Origin of the sequence: Streptomyces cirratus (assembly GCF_014650775.1) — a bacterium.
Lineage (GTDB): Bacteria > Actinomycetota > Actinomycetes > Streptomycetales > Streptomycetaceae > Streptomyces > Streptomyces cirratus.
Map to the genome: position 1 here is coordinate 1 of NZ_BMVP01000002.1, position 16,430 is coordinate 16,430.

The window sequence follows — 16,430 nt, forward strand, 5'->3', positions numbered from 1 at the left end:
GAAAGCATTACCAACCAGCACAACAAGCAACCCGGCGAACCTTCCCGGTCACAGCACTAGGGCCGCCGGGCGGGGGGCCGCCGGGCGCGTCAGGCCAGGGCTTCCGGGAGGGGGGCCGCGTGGAGGAGGTGGAGGCCGGAGACGGCTCGGGTGAGGCAGACGTAGAGCCGGCGCAGGCCGGTGCGTTCGTCCGGTTCGCCCGAGACGACCGCCGCCGGCTCGTCCAGCACGACGTAGTCGTACTCCAGGCCCTTCGCCAGCGAGGCCGGCACCAGCGTCAGCCGGGCCCGCTCCGTCGTCTCCTCGCCCGGCGCCAGGTACGGCAGCCCCGTGGTCTCCAGGGCCCGCGCCAGTTCCGGGATCCGGGCGTCCGCCGCGATCAGGCCGATCGAGCCCTCGTACCGCAGGGACTCCCCGCACGCCGCGACCACCGCGGCCGTCAGCTCCGCCGCCACCACCTCCGACACGACCAGCGAGCCCGGCGTCTCGCGGACCGACGACACCGCCGCCAGCCCCGGCGAGATCACCGGCAGCAGCCGCGACGCGTACGCGATCACCTCGCGCGGTACGCGGAACCCGGCCGTCAGCTCCTCCAGCACCGCCGCCGGCTTGCCCAGGTGCGTCAGCGCCTCGTCCCAACTGCGCGTGGCCCACGGCGTGGTGCCCTGCGCGAGGTCCCCGAGCACGGTCGCCGAGCCCGTCGTGCAACGCCGCCCCACCGCCCGGTACTGCATCGGCGAAAGGTCCTGCGCCTCGTCGAGCACGACGTGGCCCAGCGAGTGCGTGCGCTCCACCAGGTCCGCCGCCTCGTCGATCAGGACCAGGTCCGCGGCCGTCCACTTCGCCGACTTCACGCTGCGGAACGGCTTGGGCCACAGCAGCAGCTTCTGCTCGTCGTCGTCGAGGATGCCGTCCGCGTGCGCGGCGAGGAACTCCGCGTCCGACAGCAGCCGCAGCACCAGCTTCGCCGGCTCCACAGGCGGCCAGATCTCCCGTACCGCCGCCTTGACCGCCGCGTTGCGGGCCACCGCGTCCTGCACCCGGTCGTCGGGGGCCTCGCCCGCCTGCTCCATGCGGACGAGGACGGTGTGCGCGATCCGCTGCGGCAGCGCGTCGCGCGCGGCGCCGTAGCGGATGTCCCGGTCGAGGAGCTCGGACACGATCTCCTCCAGCTCGTACGCGGGCACCCGCCAGCGGCGCGACCCCCGCACCACCATCAGCGGCTCGACCGGCGCGCTGACGTGCGAGCGGACGGCGCGGCGCAGGACCTCCGCCATCCGGGCGTCGCCCTTGACCACGGCGGTTTCGGCGGCGTCCGCGGCGCGTACCTCCAGGCCTTCGCGGGCGACGAGGTCGTCCACGGTGGCCTGCTTGACCTCCAGCTCGCCCAGGGCCGGCAGGACCTGCTCGATGTAGTGGAGGAAGGAACGGTTCGGCCCGATGACGAGGGTGCCGGTGCGGGCGAGGCGCTCGCGGTGCGCGTACAGCAGGTACGCGACCCGGTGCAGGCCGACGGCCGTCTTCCCGGTGCCGGGGCCGCCCTGGACGCAGACGGAGCCGGACAGGCCGGAGCGGACCAGCCGGTCCTGCTCGGGCTGGATCGTCGCCACGATGTCGCGCATGGGGCCGACGCGCGGGCGCTCGATCTCCTGCTGGAGGAGCTTGCTGACGGTCGCGCCCTCGGTGGGGTCGCTGAGGTGCTCGTCCTCGTACGCGGTGAGTTCGCCGCCGGTGTAGCCGAAGCGGCGGCGCAGGGCGACGTCTTGGGGGTCGGCCTTGGAGGCGCGGTAGAAGGGCTGGGAGACGGGGGCGCGCCAGTCGATGACCATGGGGTCGCCGTCGGCGTCGTGGACGTGGCGGCGGCCGATGTAGAACATCTCGCCCTCGGCGCCCTCGGCGAGTTCGGCGCCGGGTGCGTGGAGGTAGTCGAGGCGGCCGAAGAAGAGGGGGGTGTGGGCGAGGTCGGCGAGGGCCTTGATGCGGTCGTCGATCTGGCCCTGGAGGACGATCGCGTTGACCCAGTTCGCGGTGACGTCGCGGATGTCGAGGGACTCGACGTCCGCGCGCATCGCGCGGAGCGCGGCGCGGGAGGCGGTGAGGTGCGCCTGCTCGCGGGCGAGGGGGTGGGCGGGCTCGGCTTCGGCTTCCGCCCGGGTGGGTGCGGCGGGCTCGGGGGCGTGCGCGGGCACGGACTGCCTCCAACGGCTGGTGTGCGGGAGCTCGCTCCGGGGGAGCGGTGCGGTACGGACACGTGCCCGCCGGTACCGGCCGGCGGGCGCTCTCCCGATGGGGCGGAGGGAGGCGGCAAGAGCGGCGAGTGTAGCCACCGGGCGGCCGGTGCGCGAATGGATTACGGGCCTTGTGACGGCGCCCGCTCGCCCCGGCGCCCGACCGGCCCGGTCCCGGCCCCCGGGCATGGTCCGGCCCCGAAGCAGGCCCGGGTGGGGGCAGTGGCCGGGCCCGGAGCAGGCCGGACCGGGCACGTGACCGAGTCCGGAGCAGGCCCGGGGGCGGGCTGGGAGGTGGTGCCCGGGCCGGTGGTGGGCCGGCGCTCCGGGTGGGGGCATGCGGGGGAGTGTCAGACCTGAGGCAGGACCTTAGGGGCGGGCATGCGCCCGGAGGAGGAGGCGGGAGGCCCGGGGGTTCCTTCCTGGGGGCGATGTGACATCGGGGGAGGAAAGCCACCATGGACACATGAGCACCGCAACCTGCACCCCGATCCAGGGCGGCCGCCCTCGCGGCGCCACCGCCACCTCCGACCACCGTCCCCGCCACCGCCTCGGCAACGTCCTGCGCGCCGCCAAGGTCTTCGCCGCGACCGCCGTGAGCGTCGTCGTCCTGGGTGAATACTCCGAGGAGACCGGCCTCATACGCCGCTGATCCCGGCCGGACCGGCACGGATCCCGGCCGGACCGCCACGGGTCCCGGCACGACCGTCCGCGCCGGAGGCGAACCGGCCTGATCACGGCGGCGTTCGGCCAGTCATCCACTCCCGGGCCACTGCCGTCCCCTGTCGGGGCCACTGATCCACTAGGGTCACGCGCGTGACCCCGAGCCCCGAGCCCGCCCGCTCGCCGTCGCCCCCGTACCGCCTGCTGATCACCGGCTCGCTGCTCGCGCTGGGGGTGCTCTGCATCGCCCCGCGCGTCCCGATGGCCAACGCCCTCGTCCAGGGCTTCTCCGCCGCCGAGTGGCGCCCGCCCACCGCCTATCCGCCGTTCGCCGCGATCCTGTTCACGCCTGCCGCCTGGCTGCCGGCCGGTGTCCTCAAGGCCGTGCTCGTCCTGGGCAGCGCGGGCCTGCTCGCCCTGCTCACTCTGTGGTCCTGCCGCCTCGCGGGGCTGCGGGCCAGGCCGGGGCACGTCCTGGCCGCCACCGTCGCGGGGCTGTGGGTGGAGACGCTGTTCCAGAGCCCGCTGCCCGGGCAGATCAACCTGGCGCTGGCCTGCGTCGCCGTCTGGGACCTCGGCCGTCCCCGCGTGGCGCTCGGCAAGGGCTTCGCGCTGGGCACCGCCGCCGGGATCACCCTGACCCCGGCGGTCCTCATCCCGTACCTGCTGCTGACCGGCCGGATCCGGACCGGCCTGACGGCACTGGCCGCCTTCGCCGGCACCGGCCTGCTGGGCCTGCTCGTCCTCCCGCAGGCCTCCGCCGACTTCTGGACCCGCCACCTCGCCGCCGGTGGCCGGGCCCTGCTGCCGGAGCCGGCGCACGTTTGGGTCTGGTGCGTCCCGCTGCTGGCGTTCCTGGCGCGCGCCGCCCGGGGTCAGTCGCTCGCCAGCAGCTCGTCGGCGTCCATGATCCGGTAGGCGTAGCCCTGCTCCGCCAGGAAGCGCTGACGGTGCGCGGCGAAGTCCTGGTCGATCGTGTCGCGCGCGACGACCGAGTAGAACCGCGCCTCGTGTCCGTCCGCCTTCGGGCGCAGGACCCGGCCCAGACGCTGCGCTTCCTCCTGGCGCGAGCCGAAGGTGCCCGACACCTGGATCGCGACGGTCGCCTCCGGCAGGTCGATGGAGAAGTTCGCGACCTTCGAGACGACCAGCACGCTGATCTCGCCCTCGCGGAAGGCGTTGAAGAGCTTCTCGCGCTGCGCGTTGGAGGTCTCGCCCTTGATGACGGGTGCGTCGAGGTGCTCGCCGAGCTCGTCCAACTGGTCGATGTACTGACCGATGACCAGGGTCTGCTCGCCCCGGTGCTTGCGCACCAGCGCCTCGGTGACCTTCCGCTTCGTCGCGGTCGTCGCGCAGTAGCGGTACTTCTCCTCCGTCTCGGCGGTCGCGTAGGCGAGCCGCTCCGAATCGGTGAGGTTCACCCGCACCTCGACGCAGTCCGCCGGCGCGATGTAGCCCTGGGCCTCGATCTCCTTCCACGGCGCGTCGAACCGCTTGGGGCCGATCAGGGAGAACACGTCCGACTCGCGGCCGTCCTCCCGGACCAGGGTCGCGGTCAGGCCGAGCCGCCGCCGGGCCTGGAGGTCGGCCGTGAACTTGAAGACCGGCGCGGGCAGCAGGTGCACCTCGTCGTAGAGGATCAGGCCCCAGTCCCGGGAGTCGAACAGCTCCAGGTGCGGATAGACACCCTTCCGCTTCGTCGTGAGCACCTGGTAGGTGGCGATGGTGACGGGCCGGATCTCCTTGCGGGTGCCGGAGTACTCGCCGATCTCCTCCTCCGTCAGGGAGGTCCGCTTGACCAGCTCGTGCTTCCACTGCCGGGCCGAGACGGTGTTGGTCACCAGGATCAGCGTGGTCGCCTTCGCCATGGCCATGGCGCCCGCGCCGACCAGCGTCTTGCCGGCTCCGCAGGGCAGCACGACGACGCCGGAGCCGCCGTGCCAGAACCCCTCGACGGCCTGCTGCTGGTAGGGCCGCAGCGCCCAGCCGTCCTCGACCAGGTCGATGGCGTGCGCCTCGCCGTCGACGTACCCGGCGAGGTCCTCGGCCGGCCAGCCCAGCTTGAGCAGGGTCTGCTTGATCTGGCCGCGCTCGGAGGGGTGCACGGCCACGGTGTCCGGGTCGAGCCGGGCCCCGACCAGGGGGGTGATCCGCTTGGACCGCAGGATCTCCTCCAGCACGGGCCGGTCGGTGCTGGTCAGCACCAGCCCGTGGACGGGGTGCTTGGACAGGGTCAGCCGCCCGTAGCGCGCCATGGTCTCGGCGACGTCCACGAGCAGCGCGTGCGGCACCGGATAGCGGGAGAACTCGACGAGCGCGTCCACCACCTGCTCGGCGTCGTGCCCGGCGGCGCGGGCGTTCCACAGCCCGAGCGGGGTGATCCGGTAGGTGTGGATGTGCTCGGGCGCCCGCTCCAGCTCGGCGAAGGGCGCGATGGCCCGCCGCGCGGCGCCGGCCAGCTCGTGGTCGACCTCGAGAAGGAGGGTTTTGTCGCTCTGGACGATGAGAGGCCCGTTCACACGCGTCCCTTTCCGGCGTGGGGTCGGCCGCCCGGGCGCGGACGGCCAAACCTCCAGTCTGCCGTATCGCCGCGCGGTCGGGGCGGTTCGCGGGCCGCCGAGTGAGGAGGACTACGCGCCCAGGTGGGGCAGGGGGCCGGCGGGGTACGGGGTCTCGGCGGGGAGGAGGGCGCGGGCGGCGTCCGGGCGCCCGGAGCGGAGCAGGGCGTGGATCTCCCGCGCGAGCGGGGTGACGTCGCGGATGGAGACCGTCCAGGTGTCGGCGTAGGCGCGGGAGACCGGGCCCGACAGTCCCAGCTGGAGGGAGCGGTACGGCAGCGGGTTCAGATGCAGGTCGCGTTCGGGGTCCCACTGCACGCGGGCCGCCGAGCGGGACAGGGCGTCCCGCCAGGCCGCGCGGTCGACGTGGGTGCGGGGTTCGAAGTGGGACAGGCAGGCCCCGGCCAGAGCCCGGTCGAAGCCCTCGCGGGTGATCTCGACGGCCAGCACCGTCTCCTGGCCGGCCTTGGTGGCCCAGCCGCAGCGGTACATCATCCACAGGAACGAGGGCTTGATCCAGGTCATCCGCTCGCGCTTCCAGGCCGCCGGGAACCGCCCGTCACGGGCCGCCGCGAGCCCCAGGGCGGGCGCGTACGCCTGGTAGACGGTGATCGTGGAAGCGGTGTGGGCGGCGCGGACAGCGCGGGCGGGCTGGGCGGACATGCCCCTAGGGTGCGGGTGCCCGGGGCCGCCGGGCCAGCGGTTTTACCGGCGTCGCGGGCCCGGGAGCGCCCCCCGGCCCGCGACGCCCGGCACCGCACCCCGCCGCGTTGCCAAAACGCCCGGCACCGCATCCCGCCGCGTCGCCGCGACGCCCTAGACCTGGTCCTCCGCGAGTTCCGCGACGCCCGTGATGCGGTGGAGGGCGAAGGTGCGGACCTCGTCCGCCGTGTGGTCGTAGCCGGTGACGAAGCCGCCCTCCACCCGGACCGGGGCGATGACCCGCTGGCTCGCCGCGCCTTCCGCGTTCACGTACCCGATCCACACCGCCGAGCCGGTCAGCGCGGCCGCCTGCACCGTCGCCAGGGTCTCCGCCGCGCTCGTGCGCGGGAGGTCGCCGGGGCCGCTGCCGCCCGAGGGGGTGGCGGCGGGGTCCTTGCGCACCGCCGTCGCCGCCAGGTCGCCCGCGCGGATCGCCCGTACGGCCGCCCCGAGCAGGGTCGCGTCCGGTACCGGCGGGCCGTCCGGCACCGGCGCGGGCGCAGACCGCGCCGGGGAACGGTGCGCGTCCGCCCGGGCCACCAGCACGTCGCCCGTACGGGACTCCGCGGCCGGCGCGTAGCCCATCGCCCGCAGCCCGTCGAGCAGGGCCCCCGGTTCGGCCTGCGCGGCCAGCACGGTCGGCGCGAGCCTCCGCAGCCCGAGCCCCGCGGAGCGCTTGTCGGCCAGGATCTCGTTCAGCATGCCGTCGTCGTCGCAGCGCAGGTACGAGGAGGCGGCGCCGACCCGCAGGTGCCCGTGGCGCCGGGCCACGTCGTCGATGAGGTACGACAGCGGCTGCGGCACCGGGGTACGGCTGTGCTCCGCGAGGAAGGCGTGCAGGTCGACGGCGGTGTGCCCGGCGTCCAGGGCCCGGCGTACCGAGCCCGGAGTGAAGCGGTACACCGTCGCACCGCCCTTTGACTCCACCTCCGCGAGCACCGCCAGGGTGTCGCCGAGCGGCCGCCGCAGCGGGCCGGGCGCGACGGCCGTCAGGTCCGCCTGCAACAGGACGTGGTCCACCGGTTCCGGCAGCTGCGGGGCGAGCACCGGCGCCGGGTCGCGGCCCTCCAGCAGGGCGCGGCCGAACGCGCTGAGCGCGCCCCGGCCGGTGACGCCGAGGACCTCGGCCTCGGTCAGCGTCCACCGCGCGAGGCGGGCCCGCAGGTCGCTCGTGCCGCGCGGCGGGCGCTCCCACGCCAGCCGGGCCAGCAGCGCGTCCGGCTCCGGCGATCCGCCCTCCGGCAGTTCGGCGAGGAGCCCGAGGACCCGGTGGCGGACCTCGGCCGCGGCGGAGCGGTCCAGCTCCGGGCCGAGCGCCGACAACGTACGCCCCTTGCTGTCCTGTTCGCCGACCAGCCCGGCCGTGCGGGTCGCCGGCAGCCACGCCCGTACCAGCGCCGACCAGCGCTCGGCGGGCGGCAGTTCGAGCCACCCGTCGAAGGCCGGGGTGGGCGCGTAGCGCTCGTCGGCCTCGGCGTCACCGGCCACCAGCCCGGCGGCGTAGGCGAGTTCGGCCCAGAACGCCGCCGACTGCTCGGTGGTGTCCAGCGTCGCCGCCGTCCGCTTGAGGTCCCGTACGGACAGACCGCCGGCCCGCAGCACCGGGGGACCGGTGTGCTCCCAGGACTTGACCAGCTCCTCCACGGTCGACAGCGCCGCCAGCGCCTGGCCCGCCGCGTTCGCGTCCACAAGCTGTGGACGGTGCTCGCGGTGCAGCCGTACGGGGGGCGCGACCGGCTCCGTCACCCGGTGCGCGAGGCCGCCGCGCAGGTACAGCGCCACCTCGCGGGGCAGTACGACGGTGCGCGCCGAGGCGGGCAGCAGCAGGCCCCGGTCGCGCAGCCAGCGCACCGGCGGCGTCGGATCGGGGGTCACCTCCCCGTACGGCGGCCCCCACACCAGCCGCCCCAGCACCTGGTGGGCCTCCGCCGGGGCCTGGTCCAGCAGCGCCGACATCCGCTCGGGGTCGGTGAACAGGGCTGTCAGCGCGGACACGGCGGAGACGGGGTCGTGGGTGGCGGGCAGCCCGGCGGTCGCCACGATCTCCTGGACGCGGGTCGGGGACATCCCGGAGGTGGCTTCGGCGACGGTGGGGCCGAGGCCGGTGGGGGAGGGGCGGGCCGGTGACGGGGAGAGCAGTTCGCGGGCGGTGCGGACCAGGCGGAGCCGGTCGTCGTCCCCCCACACCAGGGCCTGGTCGCGCAGGGTGCCGAGGGCGCGGGGGAGGGCGGCGCGGGCACCGTTGTCCTCGCCGGAGCTGCCGGTGTCGCCGGCCAGCAGCGACTCCAGCACCGGGTACGGGCAGGGGTCCGGGGCCACCGCGAGGGCCTCGGCCGTCTGGAGGGCGAAGCGGTCGAGGCGGTCCAGGGCGCGGACCACGGAGGCGCGGGTCCCGGCGCGGGTGGCGAGCTGGGTGACGTCGCCGGGCACCGGGGTCAGCAGGTCCGGGCGGGCGTGCAGCAGTGCGGCGAGGGCCACGTCGTCGCGGGCGCGGAGCGCCTCGGCGAGGGAGCGCGGGGCGGTGGCCGCGGTGGCGCGGGCTTCCGCCGTGCGGGCCTGGGCGGTGCTTGGCTCCGCGGTGCTTGGGTCGGGCACGGTCGCCTCCTGGTCGCGTCGGCCGGTCCGTCGGCCGGTCCCCATCCGGTCAACGGTATCCGCTGCGGTCTCCGTTGCGCCGCCAGCGGCTCCACGGCGTACGCGCTACCTTCGGGGCAGGCGGGACGGGAGGAGGCGGGGCGTGGGGATCGAGAGTGACCAGCTGGTCTACGAATACCTGAGCAGGGTCGGGGACTTGGCGCAGCGCAGGCAGCTGTCGTCGGGGGACCGGATGCGGCTGGTGGCGGGGCTGCGGGACGAGATCGACCGGCGGCGCGCCAAGTACGAGCCGGAGACGCCGGCGGCGGTGCGCAGGATCCTGGAGCGGATCGGTACGCCGGAGGAGGTGCTGGCGGGGGCGGCGGGGGTGTCGGCTTCGCCGGACGTGCCGTCTGTGTCGCCGGTGCCGCCGGTGCCGTCCGTGCCGGAGCAGCGGGGCGTGCGGCGCAAGCGGGCGCCGGAGCCGCGGCCGGCGGAGAACGTGCCGCCGCACCTGGCCGGGCTGGACGAGCTCGGCGACGAGGGCGACGGCGGCGAGCCGGACTGGTGGCGGCTCGGGCCGAGCGGGTACGGGGCGGGGCCGCAGGTGGAGGGGTTCGCCGGGGGGATCGAGCTCCCGGACCGGTTCGGGGAGGACGAGGACGAGGAGGCCGGGGCGGCCCCTGTCGCCAAGGCGGCGGCCCCGGGTTCGTCGTCCCGGGTGCGGGTGGTGGTACGGGCCCTGCGGGAGCGGCGGCGGGAGGCGGTGCCGGTTGCGCCGCCGGCGGCGGTGGCGGTGGCGGCTCCCCGGCCGAAGCCGAACGCGTTCCTGCTGCTGGCGGCGGTGGTGCTGGTCGCGGGGGCGGTGTCGGGGTACTGGCTGGTCCTGGCGGCCGGCTTCCTGCTGGCGTACGCGTCCCGGGTGCTGGGGCCGGCGGAGCGCAAGGCGGTGGTGTTCGGAGTGCCGGGGGTGGTGTTCGCGGGGGCGGTGGTGTGGCTGTGGGGGCGGCACACCGGGCGGTGGGGCGAGGCGTTGGGGGACCAGGAGCTGGGGGCGGTGTTCCAGGACATGTGGCCGGTGCTGGCGCGGGTGTCCGGCGTGGTGGCGGCGGCGTACGTGGCGTGGCGCTCGCGCCGGTCCTGAGTCTGGTCCGCGATCCCGTCGCACCGTCGGCCGGTTCGCCGCGGCGCCGCCCCACGAAGCGGCCCCGGCCGCACCGCCCTTCCCGGGGCCCCGCCCCGCCCCCCGCGCCCCGGCTACCGCCCGGGAGGTGCCCCAGGGGGGGGCTGGGTTTGCGGGCCCGCGCCTCGAACTCCCCCGGCCACCGCTGGGAGGTGCCCCAGGGGGGGGCTGGGTTTGCGGGCCCGCGCCTCGAACTCCCCCGGCCACCGCTGGGAGGTGCCCCACGGGGCTGGATGTGCGGGCCCGCCCCGCCCCCCGCGCCCCGCCCCCCCGCCCCGGCCCCCGCGCCCCGGCTACCGCCGGGAGGTGCCCCAGGGGGCTGGATGTGCCGGGGCCCGAGGCCGTCCCGGGCGCGGCGGAGGCCGCATTCTGCCCGGAGCCCGGGGCTGCTCCGCGGGGAGTGCACCCGTACGCCGCTCCGAACTCCCCCGGCTACCGCCGGCAGGTGCCCCACGGGGCGGGGTTTGCCCAACCCCGGCCGCGTCGGCCCTCCCGGGGCTCCGCCCCGGACCCCTGCCTCGGCTGCCGCCGGGAGGTGTCCCCGCGGGGCTGGATGTGCGGGCCCGTGCCTCTACCTCCCGGCTACCGCCGGGAGGTGCCCCGGCGGGGCTGGATGTGCGGGCCCGTGCCTCTACCTCCCGGCTACCGCCGGGAGGTGCCCCGCCGGGCGGATGGCGCTGGGGCGTCCCGGGCAGTCGTTTTCAGGTCGGGCCGGGTTGAGAAGAGAGCACCGCACGGCGGTGGATTTCGGACTTAACGGCCGGGAAGTGGTGGTGGGGTTTCCGGTTGGTTCGATACGGCGTCATGGATCGCTTGAGGGGGCCTATAGCGGGAGGGGGGTTCCGGTGTGACAAGTACGCATATTTCATCCCCCGGTCAGCCGGGGCCAAGGCCGTGTTCCCTCCCGTCTGACCGGTCTCGGCACAATGGCTGCCATGAGTTCCGAGACGCCCCCCACCGCACCCCCCGTCCCGCCGTTGACGGTCGGTTTCGACCTCGACATGACTCTCATCGACTCCCGCCCCGGCATCAGAGCCAACTACCTGGCGCTTTCCGCGGAGACCGGCACCTTCATCGACGCCGACGAGGCCGTCACCCGGCTCGGGCCGCCGCTGGAGGAGGAGATCGCCCGGTGGTTCCCCGAGGAGCAGATCCCGGCGATGGTCGACCGGTACCGCGAGATCTACGCCACGCACGCCATCCACTCCACCCCCGCGATGCCCGGCGCCCGTGAGGCGATCAAGGCCGTGCAGGGGCTCGGCGGGCGGGCGATCGTCGTGACCGCCAAGAACGAGCCCAACGCCCGCATGCACCTGGAGCACCTCGGCATCGAGCCCGACGCCGTCATCGGCTGGCTGTGGGCCGAGGCCAAGGCGGAGGCCCTGCGCGAGTACGGGGCGCAGGTCTACGTCGGCGACCACGTCGGCGACGTACGCGGGGCGCGCGCCGCCGGCGCGGTGTCGGTGTCCGTGCCGACCGGCCCCTGCCCCGAGCCCGAGCTGCTCGCGGCCGGTGCCGACGTCGTTCTGACGGACCTCACCGAGCTGCCCGAGTGGCTCGAGGAGTACGTCCGTACCCGCGAGGTCTGACCCTCCGGCCCTCAGCGCGCGGCGGCCTGGGACTCCCGGGCCGCCCTGCGCTGCGCGGCCGCGGAGCGGACCACGCCCGCCGCCGACACGGCGAACCCGACGCCCATCAGCATGCACACCGCCCACGCGTACGACGGGAACGGGTCGGTGCCGAGGAACAGCGGCGCCATCGTCACGAGCGTGGCGACGGCACCGACGATGAACACGATGCCGCCGGCCCGGATCAGTCCGTCGCCCGGCCGGGGCGCGTCGTCGTGATCGGGGTGAGGAGTAACAGTCACCCCACCAGGGTAGTTCCCTGGCCGAAGCAGCGGTGCGGGAAGGACCGGGTAACGACTTGTCACCCGTTTCCTGAGCATTAGCCTGGAGGTGGCGGGTCAGGGGACCCGCTGCACTGCTGTCCGGAGCCGTCACACGGCCCTTCGGACCCGACACGTACAAGAACAGAGGACGGACGTGCCTACCGGCAAGGTCAAGTGGTTCAACAGTGAGAAGGGCTTCGGCTTTCTCTCCCGCGACGACGGCGGGGACGTCTTCGTGCACTCGTCGGTGCTGCCCGCCGGGGTGGACGCCCTCAAGCCCGGCCAGCGCGTGGAGTTCGGCGTGGTCGCCGGACAGCGCGGTGACCAGGCGCTTTCGGTGACGGTGCTGGATCCGGCCCCGTCCGTCGCAGCCGCGCAGCGCCGCAAGCCGGACGAGCTCGCCTCGATCGTGCAGGACCTGACGACCCTGCTGGAGAACATCACGCCGATGCTGGAGCGCGGCCGCTACCCCGACAAGACGCACGGCACGAAGATCGCCGGGCTGCTGCGGGCGGTCGCCGACCAGCTCGACGTCTGAGGTGGTCCGCCGCCGGTGCCCCGCCCCTCCCACGGGGGGCGGGGCACCGGCGTTCGCGGCTACGGGAAGCGCAGCGCGTCGGGTGCGATGGCGGGAACCAGACCCTCCGCGGCGGCCCGGGTCAGCAGGCCGCGCACGGCCGCGTACCCGTTGTCGCCGAGGTCCGCGGTGAACTCGTTGACGTACAGCCCGATGTGCTGGTCGGCGACGGCCGGATCCAGCTCCTGCGCGTGGGCGCGTACGTAGGGGCGGGACGCCTCGGGGTCGTCCCAGGCCATCCGCACCGACGTACGGGCGGACTCGGCCAGCGCCCGCAGCGTGTCCGCGCCCAGCGAGCGCTTGGCGATGATCGCGCCGAGGGGGATGGGCAGGCCGGTGGTGGACTCCCAGTGCTCGCCCATGTCGGCCAGACAGTGCAACCCGTAGTCCTGATAGGTGAACCGGGCCTCGTGGATGACGAGCCCGGCGTCCACCCGGCCGTCGCGCACCGCCGGCATGATCTCGTGGAACGGCAGCACCACCACCTTGCCGACCGGCGCGGGGAGCACGTCCGCCGCCCACAGCCGGAACAACAGGTACGCGGTTGAACGCTCGCTCGGCACGGCGACCGTCTTCCCCGCGAGGTCCGTGCCGGGCTCCCGGGTGAGCACGAGCGGGCCGCAGCCGCGCCCGAGCGCCCCGCCGCAGGGCAGCAGCGCGTACTCCTCCAGCACCCAGGGCAGCACGGCGTAGGAGACCTTGAGCACGTCGAGCTCGCCGCGCTCGGCCATGCCGTTGGTGACGTCGATGTCCGCGAAGGTGACGTCGAGGGCGGGCGCGCCCGGGACCCGGCCGTGCGCCCAGGCGTCGAAGACGAAGGTGTCGTTGGGACACGGCGAATAGGCGATCCGGACGGGAGCGCCGCCGCTGCCGCTGCCGGTGGGGCCGGTGTCAGGACTGCCGCTCATGGTGTTCTCCCCAGTGGACGAGTACGGGTCCCAGCGCCTGGAAGCCGTCGGCGAGCGCGGCCAGGGCGTCCCCGATCCGCCAGGCGTCCCGGTCGCGGGGCCCGACGGGATTGGACACCGCCCGGACCTCCAGGACGGGCAGCCCGTGCGCGGCGGCCGCCTCCGCCACGCCGAAGCCCTCCATGGCCTCGGCGCCGGCGAGGGGGTGCCGGGCGGCGAGCTCGGCGGCCCGGGCGGCGGTGCCGGTGACGGTGGAGACGGTGAGGACGGGTGCGAGGAGCGCGCCGGTGGCCTCGGCGGCCCGGGCGGCGAGCTCGGCGGGCGGCAGGTGCACGCTGCGGCCGAAGCCGAGCGCGTCCACCGGCACGAACCCGTCGGGTGTCTCGGCCCCCAGGTCGGCGGCGACGACGGCGTCGGCGACGACGAGGGAGCCGGGCGGGGCGGCGGGCGCGAACCCGCCGCCGATGCCGGCGGAGACGACGAGCGAGTAGTCGGCCAGCGCCAGCGCGGTGGCCGTGGCGGCCGCGGCGGCGGCCGGCCCCACGCCGCCGACGAGCACGTCGGCGGCGAGACCGGGCAGGTCCCGGCGGTGGAGCGGATACCCGCCGGGCAGGGTGCGCGGCTCCGGCGTGACCGGATCCGGAAGAGGGGTCAGACCGGCGGTCACGGAGTCTGCCTCCGCGCCCACGGCGGTCACGATGAGCACGCGCACGGTGCGGCTACTTGAGCTTGACCTTGTAGGTCCAGACGGCGAGCGGCTTGCCGTCCGGGCCGACCTGGACGAACCCCAGCATCTTCGAGGCGGGGGCCTCGCCCTGGCCGCCGGTGGCGAAGACGTCGGCGCCCGCGAAGCTGCGGTAGGTGTTCGCGGAGGGCTCGGTGATCGGCTGTCCGTCGAGGACCGCCTGCCACTTCTTGTCGTCCTCGACCACGGCGGGCTCGACGCCCAGGCGCAGCGTGTCGCCGCGGCCGTACTCGATGGTCTTGGCGTCCTTGACGTTGGCGAGGCAGGCCTGGACCTTCTCGATGGAGAGGTCCTCGCCCTTGGCGGGCCGGCAGGCCGCCTGGGAGGACACCGTCGAGCTGCCGATGGTCACGGTGGTGAGGGGGGTCGGCTTGGCGTTGTCGCAGGCCGAGACGAGGAGGAGGCCGGCGGACACGGCTCCGAGGGCCGCGACGCTGCGGCGGGCCCTACCCGGGATAAGCGGTGCGGTCATGAGCCGAAGGCTATCGGGCCGGTTGGCTGAGCCGCCGCACGGGGGTGCTCAGGCGTGGCTGCGGCGTCGCTGCCCTGCGCGCCCCCGGCCGCGGGCGCTGCGCGCCCCCGGCCGCGCCGGCCTCCCGGGGCTCCGCCCCGGCTCCCGCGCCTCAAGCGCCGGCGGGGCTGGTTTTGCCGCCCGGGCTGGGTTGGGATCCCGGACGCCGCCCCTCAAGCGTCGGCGGGGCTGGATTCGCCGCCCCGGCGGGGTTGGGCCCCGGGTCCGCGCCCGGGATGGCGGTGGAGGGGGACAGGGGCCCTCAGGCCACGCGGGGGCGGGAGGAGCCCGGGTGGTGGGCGGTGGTGGCGAGGCGGCCGCGGAGGGCAAGGGTGGTGCCCGTGGCCACGACGGCCGCCGCCACCGACATGCCCAGTACGCCGTTCAGCGGCAGCACGATGCCTATTCCGCCGCCCACGACCCACGCCATCTGGAGCAGCGTCTCCGAGCGGGCGAAGGCCGACGTGCGCACCGCCTCCGGGACGTCCCGCTGGATCATCGCGTCCAGGGAGAGCTTCGCGAGTGCCTGGCAGAAGCCCGCCGTGGCGCCCAGCACCGCCACGAGCAACCCGCTGAAGAACACCGCCGCCAGCACCGCGACCCCGAGGGTCACCGACAGCACCGCCGCGATGATGGTCTCCGGAGCCCGCGCCCGCAGCCACGCGCCCACCGCCGTACCGCCCGCGTTGCCGACGCCCGCCGCCACGCCGACGATGCCCAGCGACACCGCCGCGCTTTGCCCCGCCAGAGGGTGCTCGCGCAGCAGGAACGCCAGGAAGAAGATCAGGAACCCCGACAGCACCCGCATCGACGCGTTCGCGAGCAGCCCGCACAGCACCGGCCGGCTGATCGTCCGCAGCCCCGGCTTGCGCGAGTGCGCCTGGTGGGTGGAGAGCCGCGCCCGCCGCTCCCCCTTCGCCTCGTCCACCTTGTGCGGCAGCGTGAACGCCGCGACGGTCCCCCAGAGAAAGATCGCGCACGCTCCGTACAGCGGCCATGGCGGGCCGATCGCCTGGAGCCCGGCACCCACCGGCGCCGCCGCGCCGGTGGCCAGCAGCCCGGCCAGCGTGACCCGGGAGTTCGCCTTGACGAGTGAGAACTTCGGCGGGAGCAGCCTCGGTACCACCGCGCTGCGGACGACTCCGTACGCCTTGGACGCGACCAGGACGCCCAGCGCCGCCGGATACAGCTCCAGTCCGCCCGTGGCCACCGCGCCCGACATCATCACCGCCAGCACGGCCCGCGCCAGCATCGCGCTCGCCATCGCGGCCCGCCGCCCGTGCGGCAGCCGGTCCAGCAGCGGGCCGATCACCGGGGCCAGCAGGGTGAAGGGGGCCATGGTGATGGCGAGGTACAGGGCCACCCGGCCGCGTGCCTCGTCCGTGGGGACGGAGAAGAACACCGTCGACGCCAAAGCCACTGTGACCATCACGTCGCCGGCGCCGTTGATGGCATGCAGCTCGATGAGCTTGCCGAGCCCCGATTCGCCCGCCCCGTGTGCGTGCGTGGCCCGCCGGATCCCGCGGACCGTCCCGGTGATCGGGAGGTGCAGGGCACGACCGACGGCCCGGCCGGCCCGCCTGGCCGGTCCCGGGCCGTCGGCGGACGACCGTACGGGTGTCACCTGGCCATAGTGCCCCACTGGGCCCTCACGGACCCTTCCCGGCGCGTTTCGGGCCCCTGGCCGGTCTCGGGTTGTCCGCGAATCGGACCTTGCATGTGGGCCGAAGCCGTCGGAGGAGGTAGCGTGCGTAGCGCGCCACCGGCGGTTGCTCTTGGCCGCGCGCCTCTTCGCGATCCCGCAGAATGGATTGCAGGTAGGTGCGCCCGAGGCCGATCGGGTGCGGACGTCGACGCGGCCCTCTGGTCCGCTCCGCCCGCACTACGTAC

At 75.1% G+C, this 16,430-nt stretch carries 14 protein-coding genes; 5 read left to right on the top strand and 9 right to left on the bottom strand.

What is annotated here, in order from left to right:
• Positions 1–89: 89 nt before the first annotated feature.
• The gene (locus IE207_RS04925) at positions 90–2,189 is read right to left on the bottom strand and encodes a HelD family protein (RefSeq protein ID WP_373304669.1); all 2,100 of its coding nucleotides are present in this window, start codon (positions 2,187–2,189) and stop codon (positions 90–92) included.
• A 505-nt stretch (positions 2,190–2,694) separates the two neighbouring features.
• Here IE207_RS04925 and IE207_RS04930 point away from each other — a divergent pair.
• Together IE207_RS04930 and IE207_RS04935 are read left to right on the top strand one after the other, a co-directional pair.
• A complete protein-coding gene (locus IE207_RS04930) occupies positions 2,695–2,880 on the top strand; it encodes a hypothetical protein (protein ID WP_190182812.1) in 186 nt (61 codons plus the stop codon).
• 164 nt (positions 2,881–3,044) lie between these two features.
• Complete coding sequence (locus IE207_RS04935; protein WP_190182813.1) at positions 3,045–3,809, top strand: glycosyltransferase family 87 protein; 765 nt, start codon at positions 3,045–3,047, stop codon at positions 3,807–3,809.
• Here IE207_RS04935 and IE207_RS04940 read toward each other — a convergent pair.
• From IE207_RS04940 to IE207_RS04950, 3 genes are all read right to left on the bottom strand, one after another.
• Entirely contained in the window at positions 3,767–5,410 is a 1,644-nt protein-coding gene (locus IE207_RS04940) for a DNA repair helicase XPB (RefSeq protein WP_190182814.1), read from the bottom strand. The two genes, IE207_RS04935 and IE207_RS04940, sit on opposite strands and share 43 nt — an antisense overlap.
• 111 nt (positions 5,411–5,521) lie before the next feature.
• The gene (locus tag IE207_RS04945) at positions 5,522–6,112 is read right to left on the bottom strand and encodes a DUF4291 domain-containing protein (protein WP_190182815.1); all 591 of its coding nucleotides are present in this window, start codon (positions 6,110–6,112) and stop codon (positions 5,522–5,524) included.
• A 153-nt stretch (positions 6,113–6,265) separates the two neighbouring features.
• Positions 6,266–8,791, bottom strand: coding sequence for a helicase C-terminal domain-containing protein (locus IE207_RS04950; protein ID WP_190182816.1), 2,526 nt, complete (start codon positions 8,789–8,791; stop codon positions 6,266–6,268).
• 97 nt (positions 8,792–8,888) lie between these two features.
• Here IE207_RS04950 and IE207_RS04955 point away from each other — a divergent pair, with 97 nt between their 5' ends.
• Together IE207_RS04955 and IE207_RS04960 are read left to right on the top strand one after the other, a co-directional pair.
• Complete coding sequence (locus IE207_RS04955; RefSeq protein WP_190182817.1) at positions 8,889–9,869, top strand: hypothetical protein; 981 nt, start codon at positions 8,889–8,891, stop codon at positions 9,867–9,869.
• A gap of 965 nt (positions 9,870–10,834) precedes the next feature.
• The gene (locus tag IE207_RS04960) at positions 10,835–11,497 is read left to right on the top strand and encodes an HAD family hydrolase (RefSeq protein WP_373304670.1); all 663 of its coding nucleotides are present in this window, start codon (positions 10,835–10,837) and stop codon (positions 11,495–11,497) included.
• An 11-nt stretch (positions 11,498–11,508) separates the two neighbouring features.
• Here the strand turns inward: IE207_RS04960 and IE207_RS04965 are convergent, their stop codons facing one another.
• Positions 11,509–11,778 (bottom strand): hypothetical protein, encoded by a 270-nt coding sequence (locus IE207_RS04965; RefSeq protein WP_190182819.1) that lies wholly within the window; start codon positions 11,776–11,778, stop codon positions 11,509–11,511.
• A gap of 175 nt (positions 11,779–11,953) precedes the next feature.
• Here IE207_RS04965 and IE207_RS33930 point away from each other — a divergent pair, with 175 nt between their 5' ends.
• On the top strand, positions 11,954–12,337 hold the full coding sequence (locus IE207_RS33930) for a cold-shock protein (RefSeq protein ID WP_030961842.1): 384 nt from the start codon (positions 11,954–11,956) through the stop codon (positions 12,335–12,337).
• 59 nt (positions 12,338–12,396) lie between these two features.
• On the opposite strand, the gene IE207_RS04975 is transcribed toward IE207_RS33930, so the two are convergent.
• From IE207_RS04975 to IE207_RS04990, 4 genes are all read right to left on the bottom strand, one after another.
• Complete coding sequence (locus IE207_RS04975; RefSeq protein WP_190182820.1) at positions 12,397–13,284, bottom strand: 1,4-dihydroxy-6-naphtoate synthase; 888 nt, start codon at positions 13,282–13,284, stop codon at positions 12,397–12,399.
• The gene (locus tag IE207_RS04980) at positions 13,268–13,996 is read right to left on the bottom strand and encodes a futalosine hydrolase (RefSeq protein ID WP_190182821.1); all 729 of its coding nucleotides are present in this window, start codon (positions 13,994–13,996) and stop codon (positions 13,268–13,270) included. Before IE207_RS04980 ends, IE207_RS04975 begins: the two co-directional genes overlap by 17 nt.
• A 7-nt stretch (positions 13,997–14,003) precedes the next feature.
• Complete coding sequence (locus IE207_RS04985; RefSeq protein ID WP_190182822.1) at positions 14,004–14,501, bottom strand: DUF2771 domain-containing protein; 498 nt, start codon at positions 14,499–14,501, stop codon at positions 14,004–14,006.
• Positions 14,502–14,802: 301 nt separating this feature from the next.
• Positions 14,803–16,164 carry an MFS transporter gene (locus IE207_RS04990; RefSeq protein ID WP_190182823.1) on the bottom strand — a complete coding sequence of 454 codons (1,362 nt, stop codon included), beginning with the start codon at positions 16,162–16,164 and terminating at the stop codon, positions 14,803–14,805.
• Between the last annotated feature and the right edge of the window lie 266 nt (positions 16,165–16,430).

What these genes read in the sequence shown, in the direction of transcription:
- IE207_RS04975 (WP_190182820.1), bottom strand. Translation starts at nt 13,284, where the DNA reads ATGAGCGGCAGTCCTGACACCGGCCCCACCGGCAGCGGCAGCGGCGGC.
- IE207_RS04985 (WP_190182822.1), bottom strand. Translation starts at nt 14,501, where the DNA reads ATGACCGCACCGCTTATCCCGGGTAGGGCCCGCCGCAGCGTCGCGGCC.
- IE207_RS04960 (WP_373304670.1), top strand. Translation starts at nt 10,835, where the DNA reads ATGGCTGCCATGAGTTCCGAGACGCCCCCCACCGCACCCCCCGTCCCG.
- IE207_RS04950 (WP_190182816.1), bottom strand. Translation starts at nt 8,791, where the DNA reads ATGGGGACCGGCCGACGGACCGGCCGACGCGACCAGGAGGCGACCGTG.
- IE207_RS04930 (WP_190182812.1), top strand. Translation starts at nt 2,695, where the DNA reads ATGAGCACCGCAACCTGCACCCCGATCCAGGGCGGCCGCCCTCGCGGC.
- IE207_RS04945 (WP_190182815.1), bottom strand. Translation starts at nt 6,112, where the DNA reads ATGTCCGCCCAGCCCGCCCGCGCTGTCCGCGCCGCCCACACCGCTTCC.